Genomic DNA, 14,231 nt, shown 5'->3' on the forward strand with positions numbered 1-14,231 from the left:
CCGGGGGGGGGGTGGGTGGTGTGTGTCCCTACCCCCCCGGTGGGGGGGGGGTGTGGGGGGGGGGGGGGGGGGGGGGGGGGGGGGGGCCCCCCCCCCCCCCCCCGCCCCCGCGTTCACCGGTACAGCAGGTGTTCCCGCCGCACCCTCCGGAACGCGGCCAGGTCCGCCGCCCAGGCGCCCACCACCTCGTCGGTGTCCGCCCCCGCGTCGATCATGGTGCGGACCCGGGTGTTGCCCGTGAGCTTGTCGATCCAGTTGTCCGCCCGCCACGCGAACCCGCTCCAGGTCCGCTTCGCCGTGACCAGCAGGGCGATTCCCGTGCGTACGGGGTCGAAGGCGTCCCGGTCCTGGACATGCACCTGGACCCCGCCCACCGTCTTCCCCTGGAACTTGGAGAACGTCGGCGCGAAGTACGCCTCACGGAAGGCGACCCCGGGCAGCTCCAGGCCGTTCGCGGCCGCCGCCCAGCGGTGGTCGATGCCCTCCGCTCCGAGCAGCTCGAACGGCCGTGTCGTCCCCCGGCCCTCGGAGAGGTTCGTCCCCTCGAACAGACACGTCCCGGAGTAGACCACCGCGGTCTCCGGCGTCGGCATGTTGGGGCTCGGAGGCACCCACGGCAGGCCCGTCGTGTCGAAGAAGTCCTTGCGGCGCCATCCGGACATCTTCACCACGTCCAGTTCCACCGGACGGCCCGCCAGGAACTCCGCGTTGAAGAGCAGCGCGAGCTCCGCCACCGTCATCCCGTGCGCCTGGGAGATCTCCCGGCGGCCCACGAAGGTGGCGAAGGCCGGGTCGAGGACGGGCCCCAGAGCCGCCCGGCCGGTCACCGGATTGGGCCGGTCCAGGACGACGAACCGCTTGCCCGCGAGCGCCGCCGCCTCCATGCAGTCGTACAGGGTCCAGATGTACGTGTAGAAGCGGGCGCCCGCGTCCTGGATGTCGAAGACCACCGTGTCGACGCCCGACGCGGTGAAGACGTCGGCCAGCGCCTGCCCGCTCTTCAGATACGTGTCGTAGACCGGCAGCCCGGTAGCCGGGTCGTCGTACCGCCCCTCCGAGCCGCCCGCCTGCGCCGTCCCCCGGAAGCCGTGCTCGGGGCCGAAGACCGCGGTCAGGTTCACCCGGTCGTCGGGGTGCATCACGTCGACGATGTGGCGCACGTCGGCGGTGATCCCGGTCGGGTTGGTGACGACACCCACCTTCTGCCCGGCCAGCAGCCGGTAACCGTCGGCGGCGAGCCGCTCGAAGCCGGTACGGACCGCGGCACCCCCGGCGCCGTGCTCCCGGCCGGCCGCGACGGCCGCCCCCGGCCCCGCGGCGGTCGTCGCGAGGGCTCCCATCGCACCGCCGACAGCCAGCAAACCACGTCTGGACAGGGTCATTCCGCTACCTCCATGATCGCGTCGACTGTCATGGTCACGCACGCTAGCGCGGGGGCGGGCCGCACGGAACGCCCACGACTGGGCAGATTCCCAGTCCTGCCCCGAACCCCTTCCCCGATCACATACCGACTGGTTAGTCTGCCAGGGAAGACGGCTGAGAGAGGCGGGACCGATGAGTACGGTGCAGGGCGCTGGCGTAGTGGTGACGGGGGCCGGAGGCGGCATCGGGGCCGCTCTTGCCCGCAGATTCGCCGCGGAGGGCGCACGGGTCGTCGTCAACGACCTCGACGGCGACCGGGTCAAGGCGCTCGCCGAGGAGATCGGCGGCACGGTCGTGGCCGGCGACGCGTCCGGCATCGTGGACGCCGCGCGCGAGGCGCTCGGCGGCACCGTGGACGTCTACTGCGCCAACGCCGGCCTCGCCTCGGGCGGCGACGCCTTCGCCGAGGAGGACGTCTGGGCCCGGGCCTGGGACGTCAACGTCATGGCGCACGTCCGCGCGGCCAAGGCACTGCTGCCGGAGTGGCTCGAGCGCGGCAGCGGCCGCTTCGTCTCCACCGCGTCGGCGGCCGGCCTGCTCACCATGATCGGCGCCGCCCCGTACAGCGTGACGAAGCACGGCGCCGTCGCCTTCGCCGAGTGGCTCTCACTGACCTACCGGCACCGCGGGATCAAGGTCCACACGATCTGCCCCCAGGGTGTGCGTACGGACATGCTCACGGCCGCCGGCTCCGCGGGCGACCTCGTGCTCGCGCCCACCGCGATCGAGCCGGAGGCCGTCGCCGACGCCCTGTTCGACGCGATGGAGCAGGACCGCTTCCTCGTCCTGCCGCACCCCGAGGTGGCCGGCTACTACCGCGCCCGCGCCAAGGACCCCGACCACTGGATCGGCAACATGAACCACCTGCAGCAGAAGTGGGAGGAGGCGGGCGCATGACCGACTCGATCTACGCGGCGAAGCCCTGGAGGGCCCTGCTCAGCGAGGCCCAGCTCGCCCCCGTCCACCCCGCCGAGACCATGGTGCACGCCTTCCGCGCGGCCGTCGGGCGGGCCCCGGACCACACCGCGCTCGCCTACTTCGACGGGCGGCTCAGCTACCGCGAGACGGACGAGCTGTCCGACTCCGTGGCGGGGCACCTCGCGGCCGAGGGGCTGCGGCGGGGCGACCGGGTCGCGATCATGCTCCAGAACACCCCGCACTTCGTGCTCGCGCTGCTCGGGGCCTGGAAGGCCGGCGCGACCGTCGTCCCGCTCAACCCGATGTACAAGTCCGGCGAGGTCGGGCATGTGCTGAAGGACGCGGAGGTGACCGCGCTCATCTGCTCCGACCGGGCCTGGGAGTCCTATCTGCGGGCCACCGCGGAGGCCGCACCGAGCGTGACGATCGCCCTCACGGCCTGCGAGCTCGACCTCCAGTCGGCCGACGACCCGCGCGTGCTCGGCTTCGAGCGGCTCCCCGCGCCCGGTCCCGGCGACCGGGCCTCCGATCTGGTGGAGGTGGCCCGTCGCGGCCTCGCCGCCCCCGAGGGCCGCGAGCTCACCGCTTCGGACACCGCCCTGATCAGCTACACCTCCGGGACGAGTGGCACCCCCAAGGGGGCCATGAACTCCCAGGGCAACATCATGATCAACGCGGAGCGTCAGCGGGCCGGCCACCCCATCGAGGAGGGCTCGTCCTACTTCGCGCTCGCCCCGCTCTTCCACATCACCGGCATGGTCTGCCAGCTCGCCGCCTGTGTCGCCAACGCGGGCACCCTGGTCCTCGCGTACCGCTTCGAGGCGAGCGTCGTCCTGGAGGCCTTCGCCGAGCACCGGCCCGCCTACACGGTGGGGCCGTCCACCGCCTTCATGGCGCTCGCCGCGCACCCGGACGTCACCCGGGAGCACTTCGCCTCCTTCAAGGTGATCTCCTCGGGCGGCGCGCCGCTGCCTCCCGCCCTGGTCGAGAAGTTCCGCGAGGGCTTCGGCCCGTACATCCGCAACGGCTACGGACTCACCGAGTGCACCGCTCCCTGCGCCTCCGTGCCGCCGGAGCACGAGGCGCCCGTCGACCCCGTGTCCGGGACCCTGTCCGTGGGTGTCCCCGGGCCCGACACCGTGGTCAGGATCATCGACGAGAAGGGCGACGACGTCCCCTTCGGCGAACAGGGGGAGATCGCCGTACGCGGACCGCAGGTCGTCTCCGGCTACTGGAACCTGCCCGAGGCCACCGAGGCCGCCTTCCCGGACGGGGAGCTGCGCACCGGGGACATCGGCTTCATGGACACGGCGGGCTGGCTCTACGTCGTGGACCGCAAGAAGGACATGATCAACGCCTCCGGCTTCAAGGTCTGGCCCCGGGAGGTCGAGGACGTCCTCTACACCCACCCGGCGGTCCGCGAGGCGGCCGTCGTGGGGGTCCCCGACGCCTACCGCGGGGAGACCGTCCGGGCCTACGTCAGCCTGCGGCCGGGCGCCGCGACGGAGCCGGGCGAGCTCAGCGCGTACTGCAAGGAACGGCTGGCCGCCTACAAGTACCCGCGCGAAGTGGAGATCCTGACCGAGCTCCCGAAGACGGCGAGTGGGAAGATCCTCAGGCGGGAACTGCGTTCCCCCCGTTAGAACAGTTCACGCACGGTACGAGAGGACAGGTGGCGGCAATGGCCAAGGCGACGGACGGGAACGGTACGCCCGTCCCCCAGAGGCTGCTGGCCGCCGCCACCCGGCTCTTCGCGGAACAGGGGTACGACCGCACCTCCGTCCAGGAGATCGTCGAGGCGGCGGGCGTCACCAAAGGGGCGCTCTACCACTACTTCGGCTCCAAGGAGGACCTCCTCCAGGAGGTCTACGCCCGGGTGCTGCGGCTCCAGCAGGAGCGGCTCGACGCCTACGCGAACGCCGAGGCGCCGATCGAGCAGCGGCTGCGTGACGCGGCGGCGGACGTGGTGGTCACCACCATCGACAACCTCGACGACGCCTCGATCTTCTTCCGCTCCATGCACCATCTGAGCCCGGAGAAGAACAAGCAGGTCCGGATGGAGCGGCGGCGCTACCACGAGCGCTTCCGCGCCCTGATCGAAGAGGGCCAGAACGCCGGAGTCTTCTCCGCCGCGACCCCGGCCGACCTGGTCGTCGACTACCACTTCGGCTCGGTCCACCACCTGTCCACGTGGTACAGCCCGGACGGCCCGCTCAGCCAGCAGGAGGTCGCGGACCACCTGGCCGACCTGCTGCTGAGGGCGCTGCGCCCCTGACGGCGGGGCGGGCCCTCCGGGCGCTGCGCCGCCCCTGGACGTTCAGCTCCGGTCCGACAGGCCCAGAGCGACGAACAGCAGCGACGACAGCTCCTCCGCGAACGCCGCCGCCCCTGTGAGGGCCTGACCCAGAAGTTCCTCATCGGGCGTCAGTCCTGCGGCGGCCGCCCAGGCCAGTGCCTCTCGCGCGGCGGCTTCGACCGGGAACCGGTCGAGCGGTATGCCGTAGTCATCGGCCATGTCGCGGTTGAGCAGGGCCTCCCACGTCCCGCCCCCCGGGGTGACCCCTTCGACGAACGCCACATCGCTGTCCAGGAAGGACACCAGGAGAACCGGGGCGCCGGTCTCCCGTACGAGATCCGCCACGCTGCGCCGGCCGTACTCCGCGAAGTCGGCCACCTGCCAGCCGTCCGCCGGTGACTCCCCGTCCTCGACCTCGGTGAAGCCGGCCGATTCCATCAGGCCGCGCAGGCCGGGCGCGGACCGGGTCGTCAGCGACCCGCCAGAATTTCCCATGCCCCGGAAGCTACTGGACGGCACTGACAAGCCCCGGCGAATCCGGCATCAGGAGACGGGCGGACAGAGCACCAGCAGGCAGCTCCGGACCCGGACGTCGTCGATGACCGGGCCGCCGAGTCCGGGGCTGGTGCTGGCGAAGGTGAGGGTGACGGAGCTCTTCAGCAGGTTGGTGAAGACGGCGGTCTGCCGGGTGTAGCCCATGTTCCGGAAACCGTGGCCCGTGACGTCGAAACCGAACGTCTTCACGGGGACGCCGTCGACTCTGAGTTCACCCGTCTTCAGGGCGGGAGCCCAGGCCGGATTTCCGGCCAGTTCGAAGCTGACGACGTACGAGGTCAGAGGGTGCGTCGATATCTCCTGCGAGACGCTGCCGGACGCACTGCCGTTGAGGTCCAGCGACTGGCTGCCCTCGGCGGCGTCCCACAGACGGTCGGAGGTCAGGTCGACGCTGTCGCCGCCGCCCGTCCAGGGGCCCACGGCCTGCCCGCCGAGATAGGTGGTGAAGGGGGACGGAGCCGGGACGACGGGCGTCTCGAAGCCTCCGCCCGCGATGTCCGGCACGGTGGTGTGCGTCTTCGCGTCGTGCGTGTTCGTGTCGTGCGTGTTCGTGTCGTGCGGGTGAGCCGACGCGGTGGTGGAGGCGGCGGCCAGCAGGAGGGCGGCGGACAGGGCTGCGGCGGACAGACGGAGCGGGAGCATGGAGGGCCTCTCGTTTCACGCGACGCCATGGCGGGGCTCCCGACCGGGAGCCCATTCGGAGTGTGCGGGCACCGGCACACCCCGCCAAGAGACCGGGCCACGGCGCGCGAGGCGTGCGAACAGGCAGAACACCACAGACGAGCGCCCCCGGCGCGTGGCCCGCCGCCGGTCGCGCCGGCACACGCGTAAGTCGGCTCCAGGGAGCGGTGTCCGGTCAGCGAACGCGCCTGTCCGGAATCCACTCTTGACGGTGCTCGGTCATCTGTCCGAGCATCGGGGGCGCGCTTCCAGTCCCACCGCTCCAGGTCCAGGGCCGTGCACGGCCCTGGGACCCCCCGCACGTTCCGTCAGTCCCCGAACGGAATCCGGAGCCCCAGATGAGACCTGCCAGACGCACACTCCTGCCCGCCGCCGCGGTCGCCGTCGCCGCCCTGCTGGCGACCGCCGCCCCCGCCTCCCAGGCCGCGCCCCGAACCGCCGCCGCGGCCCCCGACATCCCGCTCGCCAACGTCAAGGCGCACCTCACCCAGTTCCAGTCGATCGCCACCGCCAACGGCGGCAACCGGGCCCACGGGAGGGCCGGTTACAAGGCGTCCGTCGACTACGTCAAGGCCAAGCTGGACGCCGCCGGATACACCACGGCGCTCCAGCAGTTCACCTCCGGCGGGGCCACCGGGTACAACCTGATCGCCGACTGGCCGGGCGGCGACCCGAACCAGGTCCTCATGGCCGGGTCCCACCTCGACTCGGTGACCTCCGGCGCCGGCATCAACGACAACGGATCGGGCTCGGCCGCCGTGCTGGAGACCGCCCTCGCGGTCTCCCGGGCTCAGCTCGCGCCGGACAAGCACCTGCGCTTCGCCTGGTGGGGCGCCGAGGAGCTGGGGCTCGTCGGCTCGAAGTACTACGTCAACAACCTGGCCACCGCCGAGCGTTCCAAGCTCGCCGGGTACCTCAACTTCGACATGATCGGCTCGCCCAACCCCGGCTACTTCGTCTACGACGACGACCCGGTCATCGAGCAGACCTTCAAGGACTACTACGCGGGTCTGTCGATACCCACCGAGATAGAGACCGAGGGCGACGGCCGTTCCGACCACGCCCCGTTCAAGAACGCGGGCGTCCCCGTGGGCGGGCTCTTCTCCGGCGCGGACTACACGAAGACGAGCGCCCAGGCCCAGAAGTGGGGCGGCACGGCGGGCCAGTCCTTCGACCGCTGCTACCACTCCTCGTGCGACACGACGGCCAACATCAACGACACGGCCCTGGACCGCAACAGCGACGCGGTCGCCCACGCCGTCTGGACCCTGTCGGCGGGCACGGTCACCCCGCCGACCGGCACGGTGTTCACCAACGCCGCCGATGTCGCCGTCCCCGACAACGGGGCCGCCGTGACCTCGCCGGTCTCCGTCACCGGCCGTACGGGCAACGCCCCTTCGGCCCTCAAGGTGGCCGTCGACATCAAGCACACCTACCGCGGTGACCTCGTCGTCGACCTGCTCGCGCCCGACGGGACCGCCTACCGGCTGAAGAACTCCAGCGGCAGCGACTCGGCCGACAACGTGATCGCGACGTACACGGTCAACGCGTCCGCCGAGGCGGCCAACGGGGCCTGGAAGCTCCAGGTCCGGGACGTCGCCGCTCAGGACACCGGCTACGTCGACAGCTGGGGACTCACCTTCTGACCGGCCGGGGAGGCGTCACGGGGGCGCCTCCCCGCACCGGGCTCAGAGGTACTTCTTGATCTCACGCCGCGCCAGCGACCGCTGGTGCACCTCGTCCGGCCCGTCCGCCAGGCGCAGGGTCCGTGCCGACGACCAGAGTTCGGCCAGCGGGAAGTCCTGGCTGACGCCGCCGGCGCCGTACAGCTGCACCGCCCGGTCGAGGATGTCGCACACCGCGCGCGGGGTCGCGATCTTGATCGCCTGGATCTCGGTGTGCGCGCCGCGGTTGCCCACCGTGTCCATCAGCCAGGCCGTCTTCAGCACCAGCAGCCGCAGCTGCTCCACCGTCACCCGGGCGTCCGCGATCCAGTTCTGGACGACGCCCTGCTGCGCCAGCGGCTTGCCGAAGGCCGTACGGGCCACGGCCCGCCGGCACATCAGCTCGATCGCGCGCTCGGCCATCCCGATCAGCCGCATGCAGTGGTGGATCCGGCCCGGCCCCAGCCGCGCCTGGGCGATGGCGAAGCCGCCGCCCTCCTCGCCGATCAGGTTCGCGGCGGGCACGCGTACGTCGGTGAAGACGACCTCGGCGTGGCCGCCGTGGGAGTGGTCCTCGTAGCCGTACACCTGCATCGCACGGCGCACCTCCAGGCCCGGGGTGTCACGCGGGACCAGGATCATCGACTGCTGACGGCGGATGTCCTCGTTGTCCGGGTCGGTCTTCCCCATCACGATGAAGACCGCGCAGTCCGGGTTCATCGCCCCGGAGATGTACCACTTGCGCCCGTTGATGACGTACTCGTCGCCGTCACGGGCGATCCGGGTCTCGATGTTCGTCGCGTCCGACGACGCCACGTCGGGCTCCGTCATCGCGAACGCGGAACGGATCTCCCCGGCGAGCAGCGGCTCCAGCCACTGCTTCTTCTGCGCCTCCGAGCCGAACTGGAAGAGCACCTCCATGTTCCCGGTGTCCGGCGCCGCGCAGTTCAGCGCGGTCGGTGCCAGGTGGGGGCTGCGGCCGGTGATCTCGGCCAGCGGGGCGTACTGGAGGTTCGTCAGCCCGGCGCCGTACTCCGCGTCGGGGAGGAAGAGGTTCCACAGGCCCTGCCTGCGCGCCTCCGCCTTCAGGTCCTCCACGACCTGCGGGGTGTCCCACGGTGACGCCAGCCGCGCGCGCTGCTCCTCGGCGACCTCCTCGGCGGGGTGGACGTGCTCGTCCATGAACGTGAGCAGCCTGGTGCGCAGCTCTTCGGTACGGGCGTCGAATGCGAAGTCCACGGGGTGATCAGCCTTCCTGGAGGGTGGTGAGGCCGTGCGAGATGAAGACCGGGACCAGGTCGCCGATGCGGTCGAAGCCGGCGCCGACCGTCTGGCCCAGGGTGTAGCGGTAGTGGATGCCCTCGAGGATCACGGCGAGCTTGAACCACGCGAAGGCCGTGTACCAGGAGATGGCGGAGGTGTCGCGGCCGGACCGGGCGGCGTAGCGCTCGATGAGCTCGGCGGGGCCGGGGTGCCCCGGCGCGCCGCTGGTGGTCGAGACGGGGGACTCGGGCAGGCCCAGGTCCGAGCTGTACATCACGAGCAGGCCGAGGTCCGTGAGCGGGTCGCCGAGCGTGGACATCTCCCAGTCCAGGACCGCCTTGATCCGGTCGTCCTGACCGATGAGGACGTTGTCCAGGCGGTAGTCACCGTGCACGACGGTGGGCGCGGGGGAGACGGGCAGCTCCCGGCCCAGTGCGGCGTGCAGCTCGTCGATGCCGGTGAGCTCACGGTTGCGGGACGCGTCCAGCTGCTTGCCCCAGCGCCGCAGCTGCCGGTCCAGGAAGCCGTCAGGGCGCCCGAAGTCACCGAGGCCGACGGCCGCCGGGTCCACTGCGTGCAGGTCCACCAGGGTGTCCACGAGGCCCAGGACGACGGCCCTGGTGCGCTCCGCGCCCAGCGGGGACAGCTGCTCCGCGGTGCGGTAGGGGGTCCCCTCGACGTACTCCATGACGTAGAACGGCGAGCCGATCACCGCGTCGTCCTCGCACAGCAGGAGAGTCTCCGGCACCGGGACCGCCGTGGAGTGCAGGGCGCTGATCACCCGGTGCTCGCGCTTCATGTCGTGCGCGGTGGCGAGCACATGGCCCAGGGGAGGTCTGCGCACGACCCACTGCCCGGTGCCGTCGGTGACGATGTAGGTGAGGTTCGAGCGGCCGCCTTCGATGACCCGGGCGTCGAGCGGTCCGTTCACCAGCCCCGGCCGCTCACGGTCGAGATGGCCGCGCAGCAGGTCGAGATCGAGACCTGGCGGGTGGACTGGGCTCATGGGGCGCACCTCCGGGACGTTGAACGGTCGGGACCATGATGCCGACCAGTCGGTATGTCGTCCAGTGTCCTCCCGGAATCCGAGAAGTGATCTCCGGCTCCCTGCCCCGGTCCGGGTCAGTCGTCCCAGCCCTGCGCCTCCACGAAGGCGTCCCCGTACGTCGCGGACCAGCGGCCCAGCGCCTCGATCGGCTCCAGCAGCGTCCTGCCGAGCGCGGTCAGGGCGTACTCCACCCGCGGTGGCGCCTCGGCGTACGCCCGGCGTTCCACCAGCGCGTACGCCTCCAGCCTGCGCAGCGTCTCGGTCAGCACCTTGGTGCTGATGCCGCCGATCTCCGTACGGAGCTCACGGGGACGGCGCGGGCCCGCCCCCAGGGCGTACAGGACGACCGGGTTCCAGGTGTTCCCCAGCAGATCGAAGCCGAGCCGCGCCCGGCAGTCGGCGAGCAGCCGGTCCATGAGTGCCCCTTCCCCGCCCGTCGGGCACCGAACGGTGCGCAACGGAACCCCTAACGTCCCCTGCGGCACGACGTTACGTGACGGGCGTTCAGGGGAGAGGTACATGCGCATCGGCATCATCGGGACCGGCAACATGGCGGAGGCACTGGGCGGCCGGTGGGCGGCAGCGGGCCATCGCGTGCTCTTCGGAGGCCGCTCCACGGCACGGGCCAGGGCCCTCGCGGACCGCACCGGCCAGAGCGCCGGCACGCCCGGGGAGGCGGCAGCGTTCGGCGACGCGGTGCTGCTCGCCCTGCCGTACGACGCCGTGGCGGGCGTCCTCGCGGCACTCGGCGCGGCGGACGGACCGCTGCGCGGCCGGGTGGTCGTCGACTGCACGAACGCCGTCGGGGCCGGCTTCCGGCTCACCACCGGTACGGGGCCGGGGGCAGCCCGTACGATCGCCGACGCCACCGGCGCACGGGTCGTCAAGGCCTTCAACCACCTGCCCGACTCGGTGTGGCGGCTGCCCCCGCCCGCCTTCGCCGAGGGCCCGCTCGCGGTCCCGCTCTGCGGCGACGACGCGGCGGCCCTGGAGACGGTCGGGACCCTGGTCCGGGACCTCGGCTGCGTCCCCCTGCCGGCGGGCGGCCTCGACCGGGCCGCGTATCTGGAGGCGACCACGGCGTTCCTCATCGGGCTCTGGCACTCCGGACACGACCCCCGGACGCTGCTGCCGCCCTTCGAGGCGGTCACGGCCTGAGTTGCGGGCACTCGGGACCACGCCGATCGTCGGAGCATGAAGGCGATCAGCTACAGCAGGTACGGCCCGGCCGACGTACTGGAGTACGGCGAGCGGCCCGATCCGAAGGTCGGGCCCGACTCGGTCCTGGTGAAGGTGCGGGCCGCGGCCGTCAACCCCGTCGACTGGAAGGCCCGCGAGGGCTACCTCCAGGCGGGGCTGGAGGCCGTTTTCCCCGTCATCCCCGGCTGGGACGTCTCCGGTGTCGTGGTCCAGCCCGGTGCCGCCGTGGACGAGTTCGCGGTGGGGGACGAGGTCATCGGCTACGTGCGCGAGGACTTCCTCTCGCGCGGCACCTTCGCCGAGTACGTCGCCGCACCCGTGCGCACCCTCGCCCGCAAGCCCCTGAGCGTCGGCTTCGAGGAGGCGGCCGGCCTGCCGTTGTGCGGCCTCACCGCACACCAGGTGCTGCACCGCACCCTCGAGGTCCAGGAGGGCGAGACCGTCCTCGTCCACGCGGCCGCCGGAGGGGTCGGTTCGCTCGCCGTCCAGCTCGCCCGGCACGCGGGCTGCCGGGTCGTCGGCACGGCCGGGCCCCACAACCACGACTACGTACGGAGGCTGGGCGGCGAACCCGTGGAGTACGGCGACGGGCTGGCCGCCCGTCTCCGCGACCTGGTCCCCGACGGCTTCGACGCGGCGTTCGACACGGTCGGCGGGGAAGCCCTCCGGATCTCCGCCGAGACCCTGGCGCCCGACGGCCGGCTCGCGTCCATCGCCGACGCCGAGGTCTTCTCCTACGGCGGGCGCTACGCCTTCGTACGGCCCGACGCCGCCGACCTCGCCCATCTCGCCGGACTCGCCGAGCAGGGCATCGTCTCCGTCCACGTCGACCGGGTCTTCCCCCTGGAGCAGGCCGCCGAGGCCTACCGGCTCAACCAGGAGGGGCGCACCCGGGGCAAGATCGTCGTCGCCGTGGCCTGGGAGGACTGAGGCCGCACGGCCCTCAGAACAGCGTCGCGGCGGCGAACACCGCGAGCGCGACCGTGCACGCGGCCGCCGTCAGCGCATGGCGCGGTGACAGCGCGGCGGGCGGCCCGGCGGACGCCACGCACGTCACCCGGCGGTGCGCCACCACGAGGAACCCCAGCCAGGCCAGCAGGCTCAGGGCCACCGCGAGCACCCCGGCCCCGGTCGCCCCGTGGTGCAGCGCCTGCCGGAACGCGAGCAGGGCCACCACCGTGCACGCCAGGGTGGTGCGGCGCCAGGCCAGCCGCGTCCGCTCGGGCTGGAGGCCGGGATCGCGCCCGGTGGCGGTCACCGGCCCTCCCAGCCGAACAGGACCACCACCACCATCGCGACCGCCACCACGGCGACCACGAGGCTGAGCATCGCGGGGAAGCGCGACACCGGCAGGTCCTCCCCGCGCCGCATCGCACGCTCGCACCGCACCCAGTGGTTGACGGCGCGCAGCGCGCAGAGCACCCCGGCCGCCAGCAGCCCGAGGGCCAGACCGGCACGGACACCCCACGCCAGTTCCGGGAGGAACTGGTCGACCGCGAAACCGCCGCCGATGAGTGCGAGAGCGGTCCGGATCCAGGCGAGGAAGGTGCGCTCGTTGGCGAGCGAGAAGCGGTAGTCCGGCGTGTCGCCCTCCTCGCGGATGCGCTCCGGGGCGAACCACAGCCGCAGCCCGCGCACGAAATCGCTCACGCGGAGGTCCCCGCCCGGCCGCCCGCCGCCCGGAAGTCCCGCAGCCGGTGGTAGGTCTCCAGCCCGTCCGGCACCCACGTCCAGTCGCCGAGCCGCGCCGCCAGCTCCGCGTCGGTCAGGAAGGTGTGCCAGGCGACCTCCTCCGCCTGGGGCCGCACGGGCAGCTCGCAGCGCACCTCGTACACGTACGACCACCAGCTGTGCCGGGGACTCCCGTAGAGGTACTTGAAGAGCGGGGTGGGCCGGGGGAGACCCGGGACCCCCAGCTCCTCCCCGGCCTCCCGGAGCGCGGCCTCGTCGTACGACTCACCCGCGCCCACGACCCCGCCGACGAACATGTCGTAGTGCGAGGGGAAGACCAGCTTCGTGGCCGTCCTGCGGTGCACGAACAGCCGGCCCGCCGGATCCCGTGCCTCGATGAAGACGCAGCGGTGGCGCAGGCCGCGCGCGGTGGCCTCGCCGCGTGGCGCCTGTCCGACGACCTCGTCGTTCTCGTCGACGATGTCCAGGATTTCGTCAGCCGGTGTCATGGGGTCCATCCAACATCAACCGGTCGGCGGCCGTGGCACCGTGCTTCTCCCTGCCCTCGGGCATCGCCGGGTGCAGCCCCAGCAGCACGATCCCGGCCACGATCGCGGCCAGCCCCGTGGCCTGCCAGGCCAGGGCGCCGGTGTCCGTGCGCACCTGGTCGCCGAGGAAGCCGATCCCGCAGACGATCCCCGCCAGCGGCTGCGCGGCGGTCAGCCCCGGCAGGGACATCCGCAGCGGCCCCGCCTCGAACGCGCTCTGGACGATGATGAGGCTGGTCACGCCCATGACGACGAGCGCGTACGGCTGCCAGCCTGTGAACAGCGCACCCCACCCGCCCTCGCCGAGCCGCAGTCCGCTGACCCGGGTGAGGGCGTCCTGCAGTCCGTTCAGCAGGCCCCCCGCCACCCCCAGCAACGTGGGGGTCCACGGGGCACGCGGATGTCTGGCGAAGGCGGTCAGCGCCAGCGCGAGTCCCGCCACCAGGCCGATCACCAGCCAGTGACGCAAGGGTTCCGTCACCGCCTCGCCGCCGCGTGGCTGGCCGCCCAGCAGGAACGCGGTGACGCCTCCGGCCAGCAGACAGAGGCCACCCCACCCCTGACGGCCGAGACGCTGCCCTGTGAAGTAGCGCGACAGGGCCAGCGCGAAGAGCAGATTGGTGGCGAGCAGCGGTTCGACGACCGACACCTCACCCTGCCCGAGCGCCAGCGCCCCGAGGGCCATGCCACAGATCATCAGGCCGATGCCGGCCAGCCAGCTCGGCACCCTCATCAGGTCGAGCAGGAGTCGGGGCGACAGGAAGTCGCCCGGCGGTGCGCGGCGGGCCGCGTCCTGCTGCAGGACGAAACCGAAGCCCGTACAGCACGCGGCGCCCACGGAGAGCAGGAGTACCAGCAAGGACACGGTCCGACGATAGCCCCGCGGACGTTCCGGAGACGTGAGGCGGCCGCCGCCGGACGGTTGACGTGGGAGCGGCCCGTACCGAAGATCTGACCCACAAGTA

General features: G+C 72.2%; 16 protein-coding genes. 6 read left to right on the forward strand and 10 right to left on the reverse strand.

The features are described from left to right. Window positions 1-113: 113 nt before the first annotated feature. On the reverse strand, window positions 114-1,382 hold the full coding sequence (locus ACIP63_RS36835; RefSeq protein ID WP_401525019.1) for an exo-beta-N-acetylmuramidase NamZ domain-containing protein: 1,269 nt from the start codon (window positions 1,380-1,382) through the stop codon (window positions 114-116). A gap of 172 nt (window positions 1,383-1,554) precedes the next feature. On the opposite strand from ACIP63_RS36835, the gene ACIP63_RS36840 reads away from it, so the two are divergent. The 3 genes from ACIP63_RS36840 to ACIP63_RS36850 are packed head-to-tail and all read left to right on the forward strand — an operon-like array spanning window position 1,555 to window position 4,615. After that, window positions 1,555-2,319 (forward strand): SDR family oxidoreductase, encoded by a 765-nt coding sequence (locus ACIP63_RS36840; RefSeq protein WP_362937632.1) that lies wholly within the window; start codon window positions 1,555-1,557, stop codon window positions 2,317-2,319. Continuing rightward, a complete protein-coding gene (locus tag ACIP63_RS36845) occupies window positions 2,316-3,983 on the forward strand; it encodes an AMP-binding protein (RefSeq protein ID WP_401525022.1) in 1,668 nt (555 codons plus the stop codon). The genes ACIP63_RS36840 and ACIP63_RS36845 overlap by 4 nt, the downstream gene beginning before the upstream one ends. Before the next feature lie 38 nt (window positions 3,984-4,021). Next, complete coding sequence (locus ACIP63_RS36850) at window positions 4,022-4,615, forward strand: TetR/AcrR family transcriptional regulator (RefSeq protein ID WP_393758038.1); 594 nt, start codon at window positions 4,022-4,024, stop codon at window positions 4,613-4,615. 42 nt (window positions 4,616-4,657) lie between these two features. Here the strand turns inward: ACIP63_RS36850 and ACIP63_RS36855 are convergent, their stop codons facing one another. Together ACIP63_RS36855 and ACIP63_RS36860 are read right to left on the reverse strand one after the other, a co-directional pair. Further along, window positions 4,658-5,131: a hypothetical protein gene (locus ACIP63_RS36855; RefSeq protein ID WP_401525026.1), complete on the reverse strand. Its 474-nt coding sequence runs from the start codon at window positions 5,129-5,131 to the stop codon at window positions 4,658-4,660. A 48-nt stretch (window positions 5,132-5,179) separates the two neighbouring features. Then, the gene (locus ACIP63_RS36860) at window positions 5,180-5,833 is read right to left on the reverse strand and encodes a DUF642 domain-containing protein (protein ID WP_401525029.1); all 654 of its coding nucleotides are present in this window, start codon (window positions 5,831-5,833) and stop codon (window positions 5,180-5,182) included. Window positions 5,834-6,210: 377 nt separating this feature from the next. Here ACIP63_RS36860 and ACIP63_RS36865 point away from each other — a divergent pair, with 377 nt between their 5' ends. Beyond that, window positions 6,211-7,518, forward strand: coding sequence for a M28 family metallopeptidase (locus ACIP63_RS36865; protein ID WP_401525032.1), 1,308 nt, complete (start codon window positions 6,211-6,213; stop codon window positions 7,516-7,518). 42 nt (window positions 7,519-7,560) lie between these two features. Here the strand turns inward: ACIP63_RS36865 and ACIP63_RS36870 are convergent, their stop codons facing one another. The 3 genes from ACIP63_RS36870 to ACIP63_RS36880 all read right to left on the reverse strand — a co-directional run bounded on the left by ACIP63_RS36870 (window position 7,561) and on the right by ACIP63_RS36880 (window position 10,263). Continuing rightward, window positions 7,561-8,775 carry an acyl-CoA dehydrogenase family protein gene (locus ACIP63_RS36870; protein WP_401525035.1) on the reverse strand — a complete coding sequence of 405 codons (1,215 nt, stop codon included), beginning with the start codon at window positions 8,773-8,775 and terminating at the stop codon, window positions 7,561-7,563. Window positions 8,776-8,782: 7 nt separating this feature from the next. After that, on the reverse strand, window positions 8,783-9,805 hold the full coding sequence (locus tag ACIP63_RS36875; RefSeq protein WP_401525038.1) for a phosphotransferase family protein: 1,023 nt from the start codon (window positions 9,803-9,805) through the stop codon (window positions 8,783-8,785). 116 nt (window positions 9,806-9,921) lie between these two features. Further along, on the reverse strand, window positions 9,922-10,263 hold the full coding sequence (locus ACIP63_RS36880; protein WP_401525041.1) for a winged helix-turn-helix transcriptional regulator: 342 nt from the start codon (window positions 10,261-10,263) through the stop codon (window positions 9,922-9,924). 103 nt (window positions 10,264-10,366) lie between these two features. On the opposite strand from ACIP63_RS36880, the gene ACIP63_RS36885 reads away from it, so the two are divergent. Next, entirely contained in the window at window positions 10,367-11,005 is a 639-nt protein-coding gene (locus ACIP63_RS36885; RefSeq protein WP_401525044.1) for an NADPH-dependent F420 reductase, read from the forward strand. A gap of 36 nt (window positions 11,006-11,041) precedes the next feature. Then, the gene (locus ACIP63_RS36890; RefSeq protein ID WP_401525047.1) at window positions 11,042-11,977 is read left to right on the forward strand and encodes an NADP-dependent oxidoreductase; all 936 of its coding nucleotides are present in this window, start codon (window positions 11,042-11,044) and stop codon (window positions 11,975-11,977) included. Window positions 11,978-11,990: 13 nt separating this feature from the next. On the opposite strand, the gene ACIP63_RS36895 is transcribed toward ACIP63_RS36890, so the two are convergent. The 4 genes from ACIP63_RS36895 to ACIP63_RS36910 are packed head-to-tail and all read right to left on the reverse strand — an operon-like array spanning window position 11,991 to window position 14,131. Further along, window positions 11,991-12,305 (reverse strand): DUF202 domain-containing protein, encoded by a 315-nt coding sequence (locus ACIP63_RS36895; protein WP_401525050.1) that lies wholly within the window; start codon window positions 12,303-12,305, stop codon window positions 11,991-11,993. Next, entirely contained in the window at window positions 12,302-12,697 is a 396-nt protein-coding gene (locus tag ACIP63_RS36900) for a DUF202 domain-containing protein (RefSeq protein ID WP_362937658.1), read from the reverse strand. The genes ACIP63_RS36895 and ACIP63_RS36900 overlap by 4 nt, the downstream gene beginning before the upstream one ends. Next, window positions 12,694-13,227 (reverse strand): NUDIX hydrolase, encoded by a 534-nt coding sequence (locus tag ACIP63_RS36905; RefSeq protein ID WP_401525054.1) that lies wholly within the window; start codon window positions 13,225-13,227, stop codon window positions 12,694-12,696. Before ACIP63_RS36905 ends, ACIP63_RS36900 begins: the two co-directional genes overlap by 4 nt. Continuing rightward, window positions 13,214-14,131 carry a DMT family transporter gene (locus ACIP63_RS36910; protein ID WP_401525057.1) on the reverse strand — a complete coding sequence of 306 codons (918 nt, stop codon included), beginning with the start codon at window positions 14,129-14,131 and terminating at the stop codon, window positions 13,214-13,216. Before ACIP63_RS36910 ends, ACIP63_RS36905 begins: the two co-directional genes overlap by 14 nt. Between the last annotated feature and the right edge of the window lie 100 nt (window positions 14,132-14,231).

The sequence above is a fragment of the Streptomyces sp. NPDC088746 genome (genome assembly GCF_044751065.1).
Taxonomy (GTDB): Bacteria; Actinomycetota; Actinomycetes; order Streptomycetales; family Streptomycetaceae; genus Streptomyces.

Excerpts from the sequence above, each read along its gene's own strand:
- ACIP63_RS36845 (WP_401525022.1), top strand. The coding sequence starts at position 2,316 with ATGACCGACTCGATCTACGCGGCGAAGCCCTGGAGGGCCCTGCTCAGC.
- ACIP63_RS36865 (WP_401525032.1), top strand. The coding sequence starts at position 6,211 with ATGAGACCTGCCAGACGCACACTCCTGCCCGCCGCCGCGGTCGCCGTC.
- ACIP63_RS36835 (WP_401525019.1), bottom strand. The coding sequence starts at position 1,382 with ATGACCCTGTCCAGACGTGGTTTGCTGGCTGTCGGCGGTGCGATGGGA.
- ACIP63_RS36885 (WP_401525044.1), top strand. The coding sequence starts at position 10,367 with ATGCGCATCGGCATCATCGGGACCGGCAACATGGCGGAGGCACTGGGC.
- ACIP63_RS36850 (WP_393758038.1), top strand. The coding sequence starts at position 4,022 with ATGGCCAAGGCGACGGACGGGAACGGTACGCCCGTCCCCCAGAGGCTG.
- ACIP63_RS36875 (WP_401525038.1), bottom strand. The coding sequence starts at position 9,805 with ATGAGCCCAGTCCACCCGCCAGGTCTCGATCTCGACCTGCTGCGCGGC.
- ACIP63_RS36880 (WP_401525041.1), bottom strand. The coding sequence starts at position 10,263 with ATGGACCGGCTGCTCGCCGACTGCCGGGCGCGGCTCGGCTTCGATCTG.
- ACIP63_RS36890 (WP_401525047.1), top strand. The coding sequence starts at position 11,042 with ATGAAGGCGATCAGCTACAGCAGGTACGGCCCGGCCGACGTACTGGAG.
- ACIP63_RS36905 (WP_401525054.1), bottom strand. The coding sequence starts at position 13,227 with ATGACACCGGCTGACGAAATCCTGGACATCGTCGACGAGAACGACGAG.
- ACIP63_RS36840 (WP_362937632.1), top strand. The coding sequence starts at position 1,555 with ATGAGTACGGTGCAGGGCGCTGGCGTAGTGGTGACGGGGGCCGGAGGC.
- ACIP63_RS36855 (WP_401525026.1), bottom strand. The coding sequence starts at position 5,131 with ATGGGAAATTCTGGCGGGTCGCTGACGACCCGGTCCGCGCCCGGCCTG.
- ACIP63_RS36860 (WP_401525029.1), bottom strand. The coding sequence starts at position 5,833 with ATGCTCCCGCTCCGTCTGTCCGCCGCAGCCCTGTCCGCCGCCCTCCTG.